Origin of the sequence: Vibrio sp. 11986-1-5 (genome assembly GCF_963878025.1) — a bacterium.
In the GTDB taxonomy this organism is placed as follows: Bacteria; Pseudomonadota; Gammaproteobacteria; order Enterobacterales; family Vibrionaceae; genus Vibrio; species Vibrio injensis.
Genome location: NZ_CAWNVW010000022.1, coordinates 393,086 through 408,960, shown reverse-complemented (window position 1 = coordinate 408,960; position 15,875 = coordinate 393,086). Strand labels below are relative to the sequence as shown.

Here is a 15,875-nt window from a genome sequence, read left to right as displayed (position 1 = left end):
CTTTCAGTAATTTTTTCAGTAAAGATTGAGACCCGAGTCAAAGGTTTACTAAGGTCTCGTCAAGCACCGATTGACACGATAAATGTACTGGTCATGGTGTCAAAGATAGAGCGGTTATTTTAGAGTAGTTTGGTATGAATGATGTAATTCACATCCACATTCTTCCCTAAACGATAACTGTCATTGAGTGGGTTATAATGCAAACCGGTTATGCCTTGTTCTTGTAACGCGGTTTGATCGATCATACGTAACAGCTCGGAAGGACGAATAAATTTGCTGTGGTCGTGAGTTCCTTTCGGTACAATCTTAAGCAGTTGTTCCGCACCAACAATCGCAAATAGGTAAGATTTTATATTGCGGTTTAAGGTAGAGAAAAACACATGGCCGCCGGGTTTCACCAAACGAGCACAAGCTTTGACTACTGAGAGAGGATCGGGTACGTGTTCGAGCATTTCCATACAGGTCACCACATCATAATGGTGAGGATATTGTTGGGCGTGATCTTCGACGGTACTTTGTAGATAAGTCAACGTTGTCCCAGTTTCAAGTGCGTGTAAACGAGCAACTTCCAATGGTTCTTTGCCCATATCAAGGCCAGTTACATGCGCTCCTTCTCGAGCCATACTCTCAGCTAAGATCCCCCCACCACAGCCGACATCTAATACCGTCTTTCCAAATAAACCATTAGCGTTATCCAACACGTAGTTAAGACGCAGCGGATTAATTTGATGTAATGGCTTAAATTCGCCGTTTAAATCCCACCAACGTGATGCCATATCGGCAAATTTTTGGATTTCATTTGGATCGACATTTTGTGCTTTGGTCATACTTCTGATTGCCTATGTTTCCCACACCAATAAGTGACCATTATAACCCTATGAATCATCCACACCAGCCGTTATCTCGGATTCAGATATACTTGATGGAAAAGTAATCACTTATCAGTCGGATATGAGAGGAATGTGTGATTTCTCGGCAGTTGATACTTAACCACGGTCACAACCTGATAAAAGGGCAGGGAAAGTGATGCCGAAGTGGGCCAACTTGTGTTATATTTTTCAACCTTATAAGTATCAATATTATTCGACCAACAAAACAGTTAAACCAAGGCTCGTTGCCGAGCAAAACTGAGTGTGGTTTGAATAATCCGATCAAACTATAGAGGGATAATGGCTCTATGAGCGATCTAGCTAAAGAGATCACACCCGTAAACATTGAAGATGAGCTACGAAGTTCATACTTAGACTATGCGATGTCGGTCATCGTTGGTCGTGCTCTTCCAGATGTGCGTGATGGTCTAAAACCAGTGCATCGTCGCGTGTTGTTCGCGATGAGTGTTTTGGGTAACGATTGGAATAAACCCTACAAAAAATCGGCTCGTGTGGTAGGGGACGTTATCGGTAAATATCACCCTCATGGTGATAGTGCGGTTTACGATACGATTGTACGTATGGCGCAGCCTTTTTCTCTGCGTTATATGTTGGTCGATGGCCAAGGTAACTTTGGTTCGATTGACGGTGACTCAGCGGCAGCAATGCGATATACCGAAGTTCGGATGTCGAAAATTGCTCACGAGCTTTTGGCTGATTTAGATAAAGAAACGGTTGATTTTGTACCTAACTATGATGGTACAGAGCAAATTCCGGCAGTAATGCCGACTAAAATTCCTAACTTATTAGTCAATGGTTCGTCTGGTATTGCGGTTGGTATGGCAACCAATATCCCGCCGCATAACTTGACTGAAGTCATCAATGGCTGTTTGGCTTACATTAGTAATGAAGATATTACTATCGATGAGCTGATGGAGCACATCCCTGGTCCCGATTTCCCAACTGCTGCTTTGATCAGCGGTCGCAAAGGCATTATTGACGCCTACAAAACAGGGCGCGGCAAAGTCTACATGCGTTCAAAAGCGGAAATTGAAACTGAGAAAAACGGTAAAGAGACAATCATCGTCAGTGAAATTCCTTATCAAGTGAATAAAGCGCGTTTGATTGAGAAAATTGCCGATTTAGTAAAAGAGAAAAAAGTCGAAGGCATTAGCGCATTACGTGATGAGTCTGATAAAGACGGTATGCGTATTGTGATTGAGTGCCGTCGTGATGCTGTGGCAGAAGTGGTATTAAATAATCTTTATGCCAATACTCAATTGCAAACGACATTCGGTATTAACATGGTGGCGCTTGATAACGGTCAACCAAAACTATTCAACTTAAAAGAGATGTTGAAATGTTTTGTTAACCACCGCCGTGAAGTTGTCACTCGCCGGACCATTTTTGAATTACGTAAAGCGCGTGAAAGAGCCCATATTCTTGAAGGTTTATCACTCGCGTTGGCCAATATCGATGAGATTATTGATCTTATTCGTAAAGCTCCAACACCAGCAGAAGCTAAAATTGGCTTAATTTCTCGTGGTTGGGATTTAGGCCATGTTGCGGCTATGCTTGAACGCGCTGGTACTGATGCCGCGCGTCCGGAGTGGTTAGAGCCACAATACGGTATTCGTGATGGTCAGTATTTCTTAACTGAGCAGCAAGCTCAGGCGATTCTTGACTTGCGTCTACACCGATTAACTGGTTTAGAGCACGGCAAAATCCTCGATGAATACAAAGCATTATTGGATGAAATTGCTGAGCTAATCCATATTTTATCGAATACAGAACGCTTGATGGAAGTGATCCGTGAAGAGTTAGAAATGGCTCGCGATAACTTTGGTGATGCACGCCGTACCGAAATTACAGCAGCTAGCCATGACATCGATATGGAAGAGCTGATTGCTCGTGAAGATGTTGTTGTTACTTTGTCACATGAAGGCTATGTGAAGTATCAGTTATTAACGGATTACGAAGCACAGCGCCGTGGTGGTAAAGGTAAGAGCGCGACTCGAATGAAAGATGAAGATTATATTGAGCGTTTATTGGTAGCCAATACGCACGATAATATCTTATGTTTCTCAACTCGTGGTAAGACCTACCGTTTGAAAGTCTATCAATTACCATTGGCTAGCCGTACCGCACGTGGTAAACCGATTGTTAACTTGCTACCACTTGAAGAAAACGAGCGTATTACTGCTATCCTACCAGTAACGGAATTCAGTGAAGATAAATTTATCTTTATGGCGACCGGTGATGGTACGGTTAAGAAGACGTCATTAGATCAATTCTCTAATGTTCGCGCTAATGGTTTGATCGCTGTTAACCTGCGTGATGACGACTCATTGATTGGTGTTGAAATTACCGACGGTGAAAGCGATATCATGTTGTTCTCAAAATCAGGTAAGGTGGTTCGTTTTAACGAGAAACCGATCATTGATGATGAAGGTAACGTTAAAGGTGGTGTTCGTCCTATGGGACGTACTGCATCTGGTGTTCGTGGTATGAAGCTGGTTGAAGGCGATCAAGTCGTGTCTTTAATTGTGCCAAAAACCGATGGTGACATCTTAACCGTGACTGAAAATGGTTACGGTAAACGAACTCAGCTTTCTGAATATCCAGCGAAGAGCCGTGCAACACAAGGTGTTGTTTCGATCAAAGTTTCAGAACGCAATGGTAAAGTTGTCGGAGCCGTGCAAGCCGATGAAGGCGATGAATTCATGATGATCACCAATGCGGCTACCTTGGTTCGTACTCGCGTTGCTGAAGTGAGTCAAGTTGGCCGTAATACCCAAGGTGTTACGCTGATCCGCACTTCAGAAGGTGAGAAAGTGGTTGGCCTGCAGCGTATTGAAGAGCTTGATGAGGCGGATTTGCCACAAGATGATGAGGTTTCTTCTGAAGCTCAGCCATCGGTGGAGTCAACCTCAACGACGATCGAGACTGATTCAACGGACAGTAATACGGATCCTACAGAATAAGTTGTTATACCGACACCGCTACTAATAATAAGAAGTGGTGAATGCAACGAATAAAAGACCGAGACACAATGCTCGGTCTTTTTTATGCTTAAACAAGTAAAAAATATTAAGATCAAAATACGATCATTAAAACGATTGGATATAATTCATGGATCATTGAGTATCATGATTTTGTTCTACTTTGAAACCTGTTGATCATTTTTATTATATAAAGAGTATCTTGATCTCCTGAAGATTAAGAACTGCTATTAGCTTATATAAAATAAATAGTGTGATTATTATTGCAATTTTAAAATATCCTTGCTAGATATTAACAGGAAGTGATATTATTTTTAGAGTAAATTATAATCAAATCACCATAGGATATTCGCAGTGGACTACGCCATAATCTCGCAATTAAAAAAAGATTTTTATGCGCAAATTAGCGCGTTTCAGTCTTATGCATTACCTCAGCAAACCACAACATTATCATTGTTAACCGAAGAAGAATTAAAACAGCTAGAGCAAATTTGGGTTGAATTAGCCGTTTGGAAACGCTCGCAAAGCCATTAATTCAGAAACGGTGACACTGACGAATTCATTGCGCCTGATGCTATCAATTATTTTTTGATTGAACAGAGCATCATTTACCTGTTTTATCATTTAGCTATTCTTTCTCTGCTCATTTTTTCTTACTACTTAATTGCTGATGCTTTTTCCGCTTGATTGACGTAGTAGAGTCTGGATAAGCTCGCTGACTCTGTATGCTGCTATGTTGACCATAAGCCTCGCCATGTAAGCACTTCACTCTTTTGTTGCGATCTCAACAAATTGTTATAATATAACAATTTGGATTTATTGTGATCTTTTCGTTGAAAAATGGGGTATTAGTCTCCATAGTAAAAATCACCAGATAAGAGTAACCTTATGCATACCATAACTAGCGTGCAGCCAGAACGAATTCAAGTGAGTAAAGATATGGCGGAAGTGAGAGCCAGAGTCGACTTCAAAGTTGGCTTGAAAAGTAATATTGATGCTGAGATTCTTTCATTCCGAGGTTTACAGTCGGATAAAGAACACGTAGCCGTTATCTTTCAAGCGGCAGATAAAACACAATCTATTCCATTAGTCAGAATGCACTCTGAGTGTTTAACCGGAGATGTTTTTCATTCATCACGGTGTGATTGCGGGGAGCAGCTCGAAGAGACCATCACTAAGATGGGCGAGCATGGCGGTATTATTCTCTATTTACGCCAGGAAGGCCGAGGTATTGGCTTATATAACAAGATTGATGCCTATCGCTTACAAAGCCAAGGTATGGATACGTATCAAGCCAATAATCATCTTGGTTTTGGTGATGATTTGCGCGATTTTACTGAAGCAGCGCAAATGCTAAAAGCACTCGGAGTGACTAAAATTCGTTTAGTAACGAATAACCCGAAAAAAATAAGAGAGTTACAAGAGCACGGGATTGAGATTGTCAGTGTGGTTAATACGGCTGCACATATTAAACATGGTAATGAAGATTATTTAAAAGCGAAAGTCTCACGCGGCAAACATCATTTAAAGTTATAAATCGTGATGCTTTTTCTATATAAGCGATTGAACTTTCAGCGTATTCTCTTTCATCTGATGAATCTGTGTAAACACCTTTAGCCCAGATCACTAAAGTTTTTGTCCATAACTCATCATTTCTTCATTTGAAGTGATGAGTTTTGTTGTTTATAGATGGTGGACTTTTCTTGCGTTGGCACTACAAGATAACGCCAATCTTAGCCAAGAACAGCCGATCACGATTGGTTTAGGAAGTTGAGCTCAATGTCGATAAAGAGTGGGTAAAGCGGAGAATATTTGCCATACTTAATCAAACATCGGCTGGACGGTTTAGTGCTAGGTATCGTCTACGCTCACCAATTCTAAATTAACCTACGTTATTGGTTAGCCAAGGGGACATCGAAAATATGAAGCGTTACTCATTGATGGCCATTGTTTTGCTTTGGATTAGTTTGCCACTTTTTGCTCATGCGTCAGTGGTTCAACCTTCTGATCTCAAGGGACAAAGTGAGTATGCACTATATTATCCTCAGCAAGTCGAGAAACTCTACCAGCGTAATCAGCATCAATTAATTTGGCGAGATGAGTTGAGTCGAGTCTATTTTGAGCAGCAACTTGCACTGATTCATCAAGCGAACATTAGCCCATTATTTTCAAAACGCTATAAGCAATTACGAGCCTTGAGTGAACAACAGGCATGGGTTCAATATGATGTGTTAGCGACAGACACAGTCATCGGCTATCTTAGCTACGCTCAATTAGCCGCTCAACAAGGGATGGATTGGTTTTTTAACGGTAAATTAAATCATGTATTACCTTTGCCGAGCAGCTCTTCATTATTAGCACTGTCGGTCGCTGCGGGTACGCCTGCGATGGCTGATTTAGTTTTGCAACATGCCCCACAAGATCCTGCTTATCATCAATTGGTTTATGCTTATAGTTTTTTGTCGGCACTTAAAACGGCACCATTACCGATTTATCGACAAGTCGGTTTGAAACGCCCAGGCGATAGATTGGAAGATCGTTCTAGCTTGATCCAACGTTTAGCTCTGGTCAATATTGATGTTACCGTGATTCGTGACGATGTTTCTTGGTACGATAATTCATTAATCGAACCCATAAAGCATTTTCAGCAGTTACATGGACTAACCGCTGACGGTGTGATTGGTCCGCAGACCTTAAAATGGCTAAATGTCTCCGTTGAAGAGCGTTTAGGCTTAATTGCTTTGAATGCTGAGCGAATGCGTCTGTGGCCAGCCAGTAATACATCGATAGTGGTTAATGTACCAAGCTTTGAATTGAAGTATTGGCATGCGGGAGAAAACGTTTTTCAATCAAAAGTGGTGGTGGGACGCATTTCTCGGCCAACGCCAGTCATGACGACACGTTTAGATTCTTTAATTGTTAATCCCACTTGGAATGTTCCTTATAAAATCATGGTCGAAGACATTCTACCTATGGCGAAGCGAGATCTGCGTTATTTAGATCGTCAAAACCTAGAGATTCTACCGCGTTGGGGAGCGACACAGACTCTAGAACCGACATCGATAGATTGGGAGAATACTTCATTAGAGGCATTTCCTTATCGGATGCGTCAAAGAGCGGGCTATCACAATGCGCTGGGATTATATAAATTCAATACCCCAAATCGACGAGCGATCTTTTTGCATGATACCCCAAGTAAATATTTATTTGAGCGTGACTCGAGAGCATTTAGCTCGGGTTGTATTCGGGTTGAACATGCCGATCAATTTGCCAATGTATTGTTAACCAAACAGGGGTTAGACTCTCAACAATTTGCTCCGCAAAGTAGCCCTGTGAATCAAGCCATTCCATTAAGACAGCGCATACCAGTACAAATTATTTATCAAACGGCGTGGTATGACGCAGGACAATTGCATTTCAGAGACGATATTTATCGTCTTGATAAACGGGTTACTCAATAATGAGGATTTTTATGAACGCTGCGATACTTACTTGTACGCCGTATCCAGTTGTTTGAGTCTTGAGCACGACTTGTCAAAGCCGAATGAGAATGTCATAGTTGATGATAATTTTTTGCTGTTTGTTCAGGTTCTCTCATGTCTTTGAAGTATCAAATTGTCCCCGTTACTCCGTTTGCGCAAAACTGTTCAATTGTATGGTGTGATGACACCATGCAAGGCATCGTTATTGATCCCGGTGGAGATGTAAAACAATTAAAAATATTGATTGATCAACTAGGCGTCCAAGTGGTTAAACTGGTTTTGACTCATGGTCATTTGGATCATGTTGGGGGTACCGAGCCTCTTGCTGCTCTGTTGGGCGGGGTAGAAATTATTGGTCCTCATAAAGCCGATAATTTTTGGTTACAAGGCTTAGAAGGGCAGAGTCAAATGTTTGGTTTTCCGCTGACCGAAGCCTTTGAACCCCATCAATGGCTCGATGAAGGTGATACCGTCACGTTTGGTAACCAGACGCTTGCCGTCTTGCATACCCCCGGCCACACTCCTGGTCATGTGGTTTTATTCAGCGAAGAAGCCAGTTTAGCATTTGTTGGTGATGTGCTTTTCAATGGCAGTATTGGACGAACTGATTTTCCACAGGGTGATTTCAATACGTTGATTGATTCTATTAAAAACAAACTTTGGCCCTTGGGTAATCAAGTAACGTTTATTCCCGGTCATGGACCGACCTCAACGTTTGGTCGTGAACGAGCGAGTAATCCTTTTGTGGCTGATGAAATGCCACTTTACTAGTTGTCATCGATGTTAGGGTGTATTTTTGTGATAACAAGGAGCCTATTGTACTTTGGCTCCTAAGACAATCTTATCTTATTCGGGTTTGGCTGCGGCGAGATAGCGTCGAGCCAGACCAACAAATTCATCAGCCGAACGGTCAAGATCATTCTCCGAGATAAAAACATCAAAACCATAAAAATTACGTTGATGGTGCATTCGGTTAGCGAGCATTGCCATTAAGCCTGTGTATATTTTACCTTGTGGATCGGTATAGGGTGTTGAATCTAATACGATGTCTTCAAAAAGTAGGCTTTTATCATGCTGCTTCATGCCTAAATACAGTAAGGCTCGTTGGTTAAATAACATTTCTCGAGCAATTCTTGGGCAGATACCGTCTAAAAAAGGTCCGTAATTTTTTAAACGAATACCTATCCATGGCAGCGGTTGATGCCATCCCTCTTGTTGATAGGTACATATTCCAATTTGATTGATATTTTGCCATTTCACTACCCACCCACCATAGTAAAAATGTTGTTGTAAGTGACTGGCGGTGAGAGTAAAACCTACCCAACTTTTACGTGCTAACCAATAGCCCGCTGCACATAAAATCAATACACACATTATCGCCACTAATGCCTGTTGCCAACTGTTCGATAAGCGAATCAAAGCAATAATCATCAATAACACGAACAACAAACCGATTTTGGCGTAGAGTGAATGTCGATCGAATTGATAATTAGATAAGTGGATTGTTGGCATACCGACCTCGCATGCAAAGGCTCTATGATTAATACTCAATATTCATCGATGGTGATCACTGCGCATCACTGAAACCGTAAACAGCAAATAATGATGGACTGTTTAAATTCTAGCCGCTTATCGGGTAAATCTTGCTTTTGTTAGGTGAACTTGAGCGATACCCTACAAAAGGTCGATGAATTTTGCTATAAAACGCGCTTCAAATTTTCACCACTGCATCCTGTGCAGTGAAATGGAGAGATACTCGATGAGACTTGCTCATAAGCGTAAAGTGCAGGCAAAACTGCAAAAGCGCATCATAGCGATGGTAGCAAATATTACCTCAGCACCAAAAACAGCCAAGCCTGTAGCCGTTAATTCTGTCGTTGCCAAGCAAACGGCACAACCATCAAGTGAACCCGTTTCATCAACGATACGTGCAGATATCGTGTTAACCCCTAAACAGCAACAAGTATTTGATATTGTTGTGGCGAATGCTGAGGGCATTAATCCTAAGGCGATTGGTTTAGCGGCTGGACAAGAAGAGAGTAAAGCCGCGTCTTGGGCGACGGGGGCATTAAAGAAACTACTTGAAGTTGAATTAGTTGCCAGAGAGTCCCAAGCGGGTAATAAGGTTATTTATAAAGCGTTGTAAATGACCAATGACTCTACAACTGCTCTTGTTATTCAGGTGGCAGTTGTAGAGTGATATGGCTTATCAAATTTACTCGATCTTAGTGATGCTGCCGATTTCCAACATCGGTGCAACATCCATTTTTTCTGCATTCATCATGGCAGATAAACGCTGAACTGATGAGAGTAATAAACTTTGCTCCCAATCGGCTAAATGCTGAAACTGTTGCACAAAACTGTCTTGTAGTGGTTGGGGCGCGCGAGCTAATAGTTCTCGTCCAGTGTCTGTTAAATGAGCGTGAACTTTACGTTTATCAGTACTACTTCTGACGCGTTGTACATATTGATTTCGTTCTAGACGGTCTAGAATAGTCGTTGCGGTAGCTTGACTCATGTTGGTGTGCTTGGACAATTGACGAATCGTGACTTCACCTAATTCTTCAATTGAACGCATCAAAATTAATTGCGGACCCGTCAGCCCAGCATACTTGCTTAATTTTTTTGAATGCAAATCTATGGCTCGGATAATTTGACGAATCGCAACCAACACTTCTTCGTGTTTTTCCACAATCTTTTACCTACAACAAACAATGGACCAATTAGGTCGGACCATACCTTAGTTGAGGATAATTGAAAAGTAGAGTTATATCCTTGCTATTGAAAGTCGTGGTGGCGTTAGCCATTTTTGCTCATCCATTTCTGACAGAGAATAAAATGGTTGGAATGATGACATTTGTCACTAATTTGACGGTAATGTGATTAAAAGCAAACAGTTATTGCAACGGTGTTTATTTTTACATAATGCGTGCAAACGCTTATAAACCTCGCTATTATTTGCCGCCCAACTGTTCCTTTTATCAGCGATAATTCACTATGAAATTAACCCTAAAACAAAAGCTTATTGGCACCAGCCTGTCAGCGGTCGTCGTGATGGCGGCCGCATTAACTTGGTTGTCTGCCGATCAACTCAAACAACAAACCAGCCGTGGCGTGCTTGCCCGTGCACAAGCTATTTCTGAAACGGCATCGAAAGGTATTTCTGATTGGATTTCGATCCGAAAAGATATCTCTACGGCATTTAATGACTATACCGTGCAACCTGATGTGGTGCCTTTTTTACAACAGGCGCGTAAAGCCGGCGGATTTGACGATATTTTCTTTGGTACTGTTAACGGTGAAATGTATCGCTCCCATCCAGAGCGTAACCGAGCTGATTATGACCCTCGTACTCGTCTTTGGTATCGTGATGCCGCGAATGCGGGTAAACAAATTATCACTACGGCTTATCAAGATGCGATCACTAATGCTTTATTAGTGACCATTGCTGAACCTATTCGTCACAATGGTCAGCTACGTGGTGTGGTTGGTGCAGATGTACTGATTGATCAATTAATCAGTGATGTGTTGAGTATCGACGCGGGTGATAATGCCTACGCGATGTTGATTGATACCCAAGACGGTTATTTTCTGGCACATCCAGACAAACGATTGCTTTTAAAGCCAGTCAGTTCGCTTGATAGCGCGCTTACCATGAATGCTATTCAGCAAGCCGCTAATAGCCGTCAGCTAATGACACTGAACCATAACGGCCAAGAGAGCTTGTTTTACTTCGATCGAGTTGCCGATACGCCATGGGTATTTGCTGTGCAGATGGATAAAAATACCGAATTCGCAGCGCATACTCAATTGCTCACCGGCTTATTGATCACCGCGATTTTTATCACCTTGGTCGTGGTGTTGATTGTCTCTTGGTTAGTCAGCTTTTTATTCAGAGATTTATTACGTGTCTCTAAAGCATTAGAAGAAATCGCAACCGGAGACGGTGATTTAACGCAACGCTTAGAACCACGTAGTGACGATGAAGTGGGACAACTGGCGAAAAATTTCAATATTTTCGTCGGTAATATGCATACCATGGTCAGTAAACTGAGCGAAGTCTCAGCGTCACTGTCATCACAATCGCATATGACGGCAGCTCATGCTGAAGAGCGCAGTGCCCGTATCCGTATGCAGCAAGATGAAATTAATATGGTTGCGACAGCGATCAATGAAATGGCCGCGGCGACTCAGGAGATTGCTAATAACTCTGAACATACTGCGCAAAACTCATCCGAGGCGGTAACCGCTTGTGTTGATGGCTCTAAGCAAGTGTCGCAAACACAGAACTCTATTCTGTCTTTAGCGAAAGAAGTGCAGGTGGCAACTGGCGTTATTCAAGAGCTGGAAGAGCATGGCAATCAGATCAGTACCATTCTTTCAACCATTCAAGGCATTGCTGAGCAGACCAATCTATTGGCATTGAATGCGGCGATTGAAGCGGCTCGTGCAGGTGAACAAGGTCGCGGCTTTGCGGTGGTTGCCGATGAAGTGCGCGTACTGAGCCAACGTACACATGCGTCAACGAAAGAAATTCAAACCATGATTGAAATGCTACAAGGCACGACGGGTAAAGCCGTTGGAATCATGAATGATAGTCGGATGCTAGCCGATACGAGTGTTGATGATGCACACTCTGCGGCAGCGAGCTTGATGCAAATCCATCATGCAGTTGAGCGGATCAGTGATATGGCGACCCAGATTGCTTCGGCTGCCGAGGAACAGGCGTCAGTCACCTCTGAGATCACGCGTAATACGGTCGGTATTCGCGATGTGTCTAATGATCTTGCCCAAGAAGCTCATGATGCAGCCGCTCAAGCTGCGGAGCTATCACAGCTCTCTTATCAGCTCGACCAAGAGATCCGTCGCTTTAAGTTATAAGCTCTAATTGATAAAAGATGAGCTAATAAACTTAAGTTATTCGCGATAGTTTGTGATAAATCATAGGGAGCGAAAGCTCCCTATGTTGATCCTTGATACGAGTGATGACAACTTCAGTCAGAAGCTATAACCAAAATCGTTTAAGCCGATCATCTGGTGAATAATGGTGTGCGATTTGCGCCTGCATCAGTTCTGCTGTGGCAATCGCATCTGTCAGAGCGTGATGAGGATTATAAGCCGGTAAACCATAGCGTTGTCGGGCTTGCCCTAAACGCAGTGATTGCGGTTTTTTACCACGTAGCTTATTCCAAATTCCTGCGGTGAGGCGCTTTTGAATCTCCGCTTCAAGTTGCATGGTATCGATAATCGGAAATTCAATACCTTCGTTTATTCGTCGTTTAAAGGCTTGATCCAAAAATTCACGTTCGATCTTATGATAATGGGCGACGATGACTTTCCCTTCCAGTGCGGTTAATAACGCTTCAATTACCTCACTTAAATCGGGGGCGTGTATAATATCACTGTGCGTGATGCCATGAATGATCACCGAACCTTCGTCCAGTTTTTGTCGAGGGCGAACGATCCAGTGCTGCGCTCGCTTAAGATAGACTCGCTGTAAAGTGAAGGGTACTAAGCCGATGGTAATAATTTCATCTTTATTTGCATCAAGCCCAGTGGTTTCAAAATCCATCGCGACAAACTCAATCTCACCCAAAGTCGAATTGCCATCAGCCAGTTCAGCTTGATAAAAACGTTGCAGCAAAGGGGATTGGGCAAGCTTTTGTTTCGCTCGATATTTATAAGGCCAATCGATACTTGGCGCTTGAAATAGTCCTTTCATGCTCACCTTATTTAAAATTGCTGCTCGCTTGATAACGATATTTAAGGAAATTTTGGCCGTTACTCAAAATTTGAAAGGCATCTTTTAAATTACGTCGTTCAAATTCAGAGAGGTTTTCTGGTTCAATGTTGTTATCGGGTTCATTATTATTTTCCACATCCAGAGCTTGATGGCGAATGCGTACCATCGAAATAAACTCTAACGCATCGCGTAGATCTTGCCCTCGTCCTTTGGGTAAGATGCCCGCATCGATAATATCATCGAGTCGTTCGAACGAGTTTTTTGCCCGAGAGCCGACTGCCAGAGCATGAACGCGAATTAAATCTGCCAGTGGTGCGGTACCACGACGTTTTAGATTGATCGAATTATTGTGGCGACCATCTTTTTCCATGACGAAGTTTTTGAAAAAACCAAGTGGTGGGGTTCGGTTTAAAGCATTACGAGCCAAACAAGCTAAAAATCGGTTATTCCGTCTAGCGCGGCGGACAATAAATCCATTCAATTGCTCTGCCCATTTCAATCGGCCATAAACTCCATCTAAGTCAAAGAAGATAGAGGCATTCAGCAAAGCTTTCGGATTAGGATTATCAATCCAATCGGCAAAACAGGTTTCCCATTGTTGACGAGTCATACGCCACATTGGGTTGGTTGCCATAATCTCGCCTGTACAATAGGTGTAACCGCACTGATCGAGCCCATCACAAACAAACTGAGCTAAGTCTGCAAAATATTGACCGTGCAATCCTTCATCATAACTATCATCAAGCAGTAGAGCGTTATCTTGATCGGTGACAATCAGCTGTTCATCTCGTCCCATAGAACCCAGTGCTAAAAAGCAGTAGGGGACGGGAGGAGGACCAAACTTCTCTTCAGCCAGCTCTAATAATCGTTGCTTGAAACTACGACCAATCGTTGACATGGCGGTACCGACCATATGCGAGTTAGCGTCTTCATTAACGAGACGGACAAAAGCGGGTTTAACCTGTTTGGCTAGATTCGCCAAATCTTCAATACTATTTTGATGAAAAATTGTACTGACTAATAACAGTGAGTTATGTGATTCATGACGAACAATATCGGTCATGCCGACAATACCAATCGGATTGTTTTCCTTTAGCACGGGTAGGTGATGGACGTTGTAACGCAGCATAAACAGCATCGCTTCATAGACATAAGCGTTATGATCCAACGAAATCACTTCGCTGGTCATGATTTCAGTCACTGCATGTTGGTAATCCAATCCGGTGGCAATCACCCTTCGACAAAGATCGCGATCTGTCAGAATGCCGACGACAGGGCTGCTATCATTTTCATCATCTTGCAGGATGTTAGGGTCGATGATCAGCAGTGAAGAGACGTTCTCTTCCGACATTTTTATAGCGGCTTGTTGGATACTGGCATCGTTGTAGACGAAAGGGGCTTCGCGAGTGAGTAAATGTTTGACTTTAGAGGTGGTTAAATCATTTTGATCTTGAGTATTGGATACCGTCTGTCGTAGACGCGCATTATCTTGTACTTCAACATAATCAGCAAAAGTATCGTATTCATCGTATAACTTTTGAAACATGGCTTCGGGCATACAATAAATCAGCGTGTCTTCAATGGCGGTAACCGGAAAAAGCACTTTATTATTAGTCAACAGCCCCATTTGCCCAAATAAGCCGCCTTCTGATAATCGATTATATAATTCCCCTTTGCGACGATAAATTTCTACTACACCACTACGAACAATATATAAATCTTGAATATGATCGCCAGCATGAATGATCGGCGTATTTTGGCGGTAATAAGCAATTTCTATTTGGTGAACGGCTTCATCAAGCACTGACTCAGGAAGCTCATTAAAAGGTGGGTATTGAGCAAGAAAGTTTTTAATATCGATTAATTCTGCTTCCATCAAGGGACTCCTTTGGCCCAAATCATCCTTAATCGGGATTCTCTGGGTATCACAATATGTTTGAAATGAGTGAGATACTCATCTCTTGAGGTCGGCAATATCTGCACCTATTTCATTTAATTAATCACTTAGTCTACACGATTTTGTGGTTCAGCGCAGATTTGAGGTAGCGCCTACTCTTTTCTTCGCGATTATCCGTTATTCTAAGAGCAGATAAAGAAGATAGGTAGAGCGATGAATAAAACCAGTATATTGATGATAGCGATGGCTGTTTTTCCGCTAGCACACGCTGAAAATTCTCACATAGATCAGCGGTTGAAGTATGATTTTTTTAGCGCAGAGCTGACGTCAGGGACCATGAGTGGTTTATACGCTGCTGGAAGAAGTGATAATACGACAGCACTATCGATAGGAGTGAGCCATCAACTGGCCGAGCGACGCGTATTGTTGATCTCTGATTATAGTGCTCGCTTTTATCATCCTAATGACGAGACGATCGAACAGTACCGTTTACGATTTGGGGTTGGCTATCATTGGCCAATAATCGACAAGCTTGATCTGGTTAGTCATGCCCGAGTGGGGATGTTAAGGATCAGCAGTGATTATACCGTCGATAATGAAACTCGCTCTGTTTTTGGTGCGGATATTGGGCTACGTTATCTGATACGCCCCAACTGGGAGGCAAGTTTATTTGCCGAAGCAAATTATAACCACTGGCAAGATGAATACGTGTTTACATTGAGAACCGATTATCGGTTGACTAAGCGCTTGTCGTTAGGAGGGCTTGTTACTTATCGAGATGGTGAATTGCAAAATATCAATGAAGTTGGCATAACGATGCGAATTCATTATTAACTTTATATGTCGATATCAATTAAAAAAGCCAAGCAGAGGTTGTTTCCG

The 15,875-nt window shown here is 42.4% G+C and carries 13 protein-coding genes; 8 read left to right on the top strand and 5 right to left on the bottom strand.

Going from position 1 to position 15,875, the window contains the following annotated elements; translation table 11 throughout:
• Positions 1 to 119 precede the first annotated feature (119 nt).
• A complete protein-coding gene (ubiG, locus tag AACS00_RS07690; RefSeq protein WP_110167008.1) occupies positions 120 to 827 on the bottom strand; it encodes a bifunctional 2-polyprenyl-6-hydroxyphenol methylase/3-demethylubiquinol 3-O-methyltransferase UbiG in 708 nt (235 codons plus the stop codon).
• A 350-nt stretch (positions 828 to 1,177) separates the two neighbouring features.
• Between ubiG and gyrA the strand changes: the two genes are divergently transcribed.
• The 5 genes from gyrA to AACS00_RS07665 all read left to right on the top strand — a co-directional run bounded on the left by gyrA (position 1,178) and on the right by AACS00_RS07665 (position 8,124).
• Entirely contained in the window at positions 1,178 to 3,853 is a 2,676-nt protein-coding gene (gyrA, locus tag AACS00_RS07685) for a DNA topoisomerase (ATP-hydrolyzing) subunit A (protein ID WP_110167007.1), read from the top strand.
• 363 nt (positions 3,854 to 4,216) lie between these two features.
• On the top strand, positions 4,217 to 4,405 hold the full coding sequence (locus AACS00_RS07680; protein WP_375152947.1) for a hypothetical protein: 189 nt from the start codon (positions 4,217 to 4,219) through the stop codon (positions 4,403 to 4,405).
• A gap of 354 nt (positions 4,406 to 4,759) precedes the next feature.
• A complete protein-coding gene (locus AACS00_RS07675) occupies positions 4,760 to 5,407 on the top strand; it encodes a GTP cyclohydrolase II (RefSeq protein WP_072669433.1) in 648 nt (215 codons plus the stop codon).
• Between the two features lie 386 nt (positions 5,408 to 5,793).
• Positions 5,794 to 7,332: a L,D-transpeptidase family protein gene (locus tag AACS00_RS07670; RefSeq protein ID WP_110167005.1), complete on the top strand. Its 1,539-nt coding sequence runs from the start codon at positions 5,794 to 5,796 to the stop codon at positions 7,330 to 7,332.
• 135 nt (positions 7,333 to 7,467) lie between these two features.
• The gene (locus AACS00_RS07665; RefSeq protein ID WP_110167004.1) at positions 7,468 to 8,124 is read left to right on the top strand and encodes an MBL fold metallo-hydrolase; all 657 of its coding nucleotides are present in this window, start codon (positions 7,468 to 7,470) and stop codon (positions 8,122 to 8,124) included.
• A gap of 75 nt (positions 8,125 to 8,199) precedes the next feature.
• Here the strand turns inward: AACS00_RS07665 and AACS00_RS07660 are convergent, their stop codons facing one another.
• Complete coding sequence (locus AACS00_RS07660; RefSeq protein WP_110167003.1) at positions 8,200 to 8,865, bottom strand: DUF2982 domain-containing protein; 666 nt, start codon at positions 8,863 to 8,865, stop codon at positions 8,200 to 8,202.
• Positions 8,866 to 9,112: 247 nt separating this feature from the next.
• Here AACS00_RS07660 and AACS00_RS07655 point away from each other — a divergent pair, with 247 nt between their 5' ends.
• Positions 9,113 to 9,499 (top strand): MarR family transcriptional regulator, encoded by a 387-nt coding sequence (locus tag AACS00_RS07655; protein WP_072669429.1) that lies wholly within the window; start codon positions 9,113 to 9,115, stop codon positions 9,497 to 9,499.
• Positions 9,500 to 9,568: 69 nt separating this feature from the next.
• Here the strand turns inward: AACS00_RS07655 and AACS00_RS07650 are convergent, their stop codons facing one another.
• Positions 9,569 to 10,045 (bottom strand): MarR family winged helix-turn-helix transcriptional regulator, encoded by a 477-nt coding sequence (locus AACS00_RS07650; RefSeq protein WP_072669428.1) that lies wholly within the window; start codon positions 10,043 to 10,045, stop codon positions 9,569 to 9,571.
• A 305-nt stretch (positions 10,046 to 10,350) separates the two neighbouring features.
• Between AACS00_RS07650 and AACS00_RS07645 the strand changes: the two genes are divergently transcribed.
• Positions 10,351 to 12,234, top strand: coding sequence for a methyl-accepting chemotaxis protein (locus tag AACS00_RS07645; protein ID WP_072669427.1), 1,884 nt, complete (start codon positions 10,351 to 10,353; stop codon positions 12,232 to 12,234).
• Between the two features lie 124 nt (positions 12,235 to 12,358).
• Here the strand turns inward: AACS00_RS07645 and AACS00_RS07640 are convergent, their stop codons facing one another.
• Entirely contained in the window at positions 12,359 to 13,075 is a 717-nt protein-coding gene (locus AACS00_RS07640) for a 3'-5' exonuclease (protein WP_110167002.1), read from the bottom strand.
• Between the two features lie 7 nt (positions 13,076 to 13,082).
• Positions 13,083 to 14,972 (bottom strand): DUF294 nucleotidyltransferase-like domain-containing protein, encoded by a 1,890-nt coding sequence (locus AACS00_RS07635; protein ID WP_072669425.1) that lies wholly within the window; start codon positions 14,970 to 14,972, stop codon positions 13,083 to 13,085.
• Between the two features lie 234 nt (positions 14,973 to 15,206).
• On the opposite strand from AACS00_RS07635, the gene AACS00_RS07630 reads away from it, so the two are divergent.
• Entirely contained in the window at positions 15,207 to 15,827 is a 621-nt protein-coding gene (locus tag AACS00_RS07630) for an Ail and OmpX (RefSeq protein ID WP_110167001.1), read from the top strand.
• Positions 15,828 to 15,875: the final 48 nt, after the last annotated feature.

Excerpts from the sequence above, each read along its gene's own strand:
- ubiG (WP_110167008.1), bottom strand. The coding sequence starts at position 827 with ATGACCAAAGCACAAAATGTCGATCCAAATGAAATCCAAAAATTTGCC.
- gyrA (WP_110167007.1), top strand. The coding sequence starts at position 1,178 with ATGAGCGATCTAGCTAAAGAGATCACACCCGTAAACATTGAAGATGAG.
- AACS00_RS07675 (WP_072669433.1), top strand. The coding sequence starts at position 4,760 with ATGCATACCATAACTAGCGTGCAGCCAGAACGAATTCAAGTGAGTAAA.
- AACS00_RS07670 (WP_110167005.1), top strand. The coding sequence starts at position 5,794 with ATGAAGCGTTACTCATTGATGGCCATTGTTTTGCTTTGGATTAGTTTG.
- AACS00_RS07665 (WP_110167004.1), top strand. The coding sequence starts at position 7,468 with ATGTCTTTGAAGTATCAAATTGTCCCCGTTACTCCGTTTGCGCAAAAC.
- AACS00_RS07660 (WP_110167003.1), bottom strand. The coding sequence starts at position 8,865 with ATGCCAACAATCCACTTATCTAATTATCAATTCGATCGACATTCACTC.
- AACS00_RS07655 (WP_072669429.1), top strand. The coding sequence starts at position 9,113 with ATGAGACTTGCTCATAAGCGTAAAGTGCAGGCAAAACTGCAAAAGCGC.
- AACS00_RS07645 (WP_072669427.1), top strand. The coding sequence starts at position 10,351 with ATGAAATTAACCCTAAAACAAAAGCTTATTGGCACCAGCCTGTCAGCG.
- AACS00_RS07640 (WP_110167002.1), bottom strand. The coding sequence starts at position 13,075 with ATGAAAGGACTATTTCAAGCGCCAAGTATCGATTGGCCTTATAAATAT.
- AACS00_RS07635 (WP_072669425.1), bottom strand. The coding sequence starts at position 14,972 with ATGGAAGCAGAATTAATCGATATTAAAAACTTTCTTGCTCAATACCCA.
- AACS00_RS07630 (WP_110167001.1), top strand. The coding sequence starts at position 15,207 with ATGAATAAAACCAGTATATTGATGATAGCGATGGCTGTTTTTCCGCTA.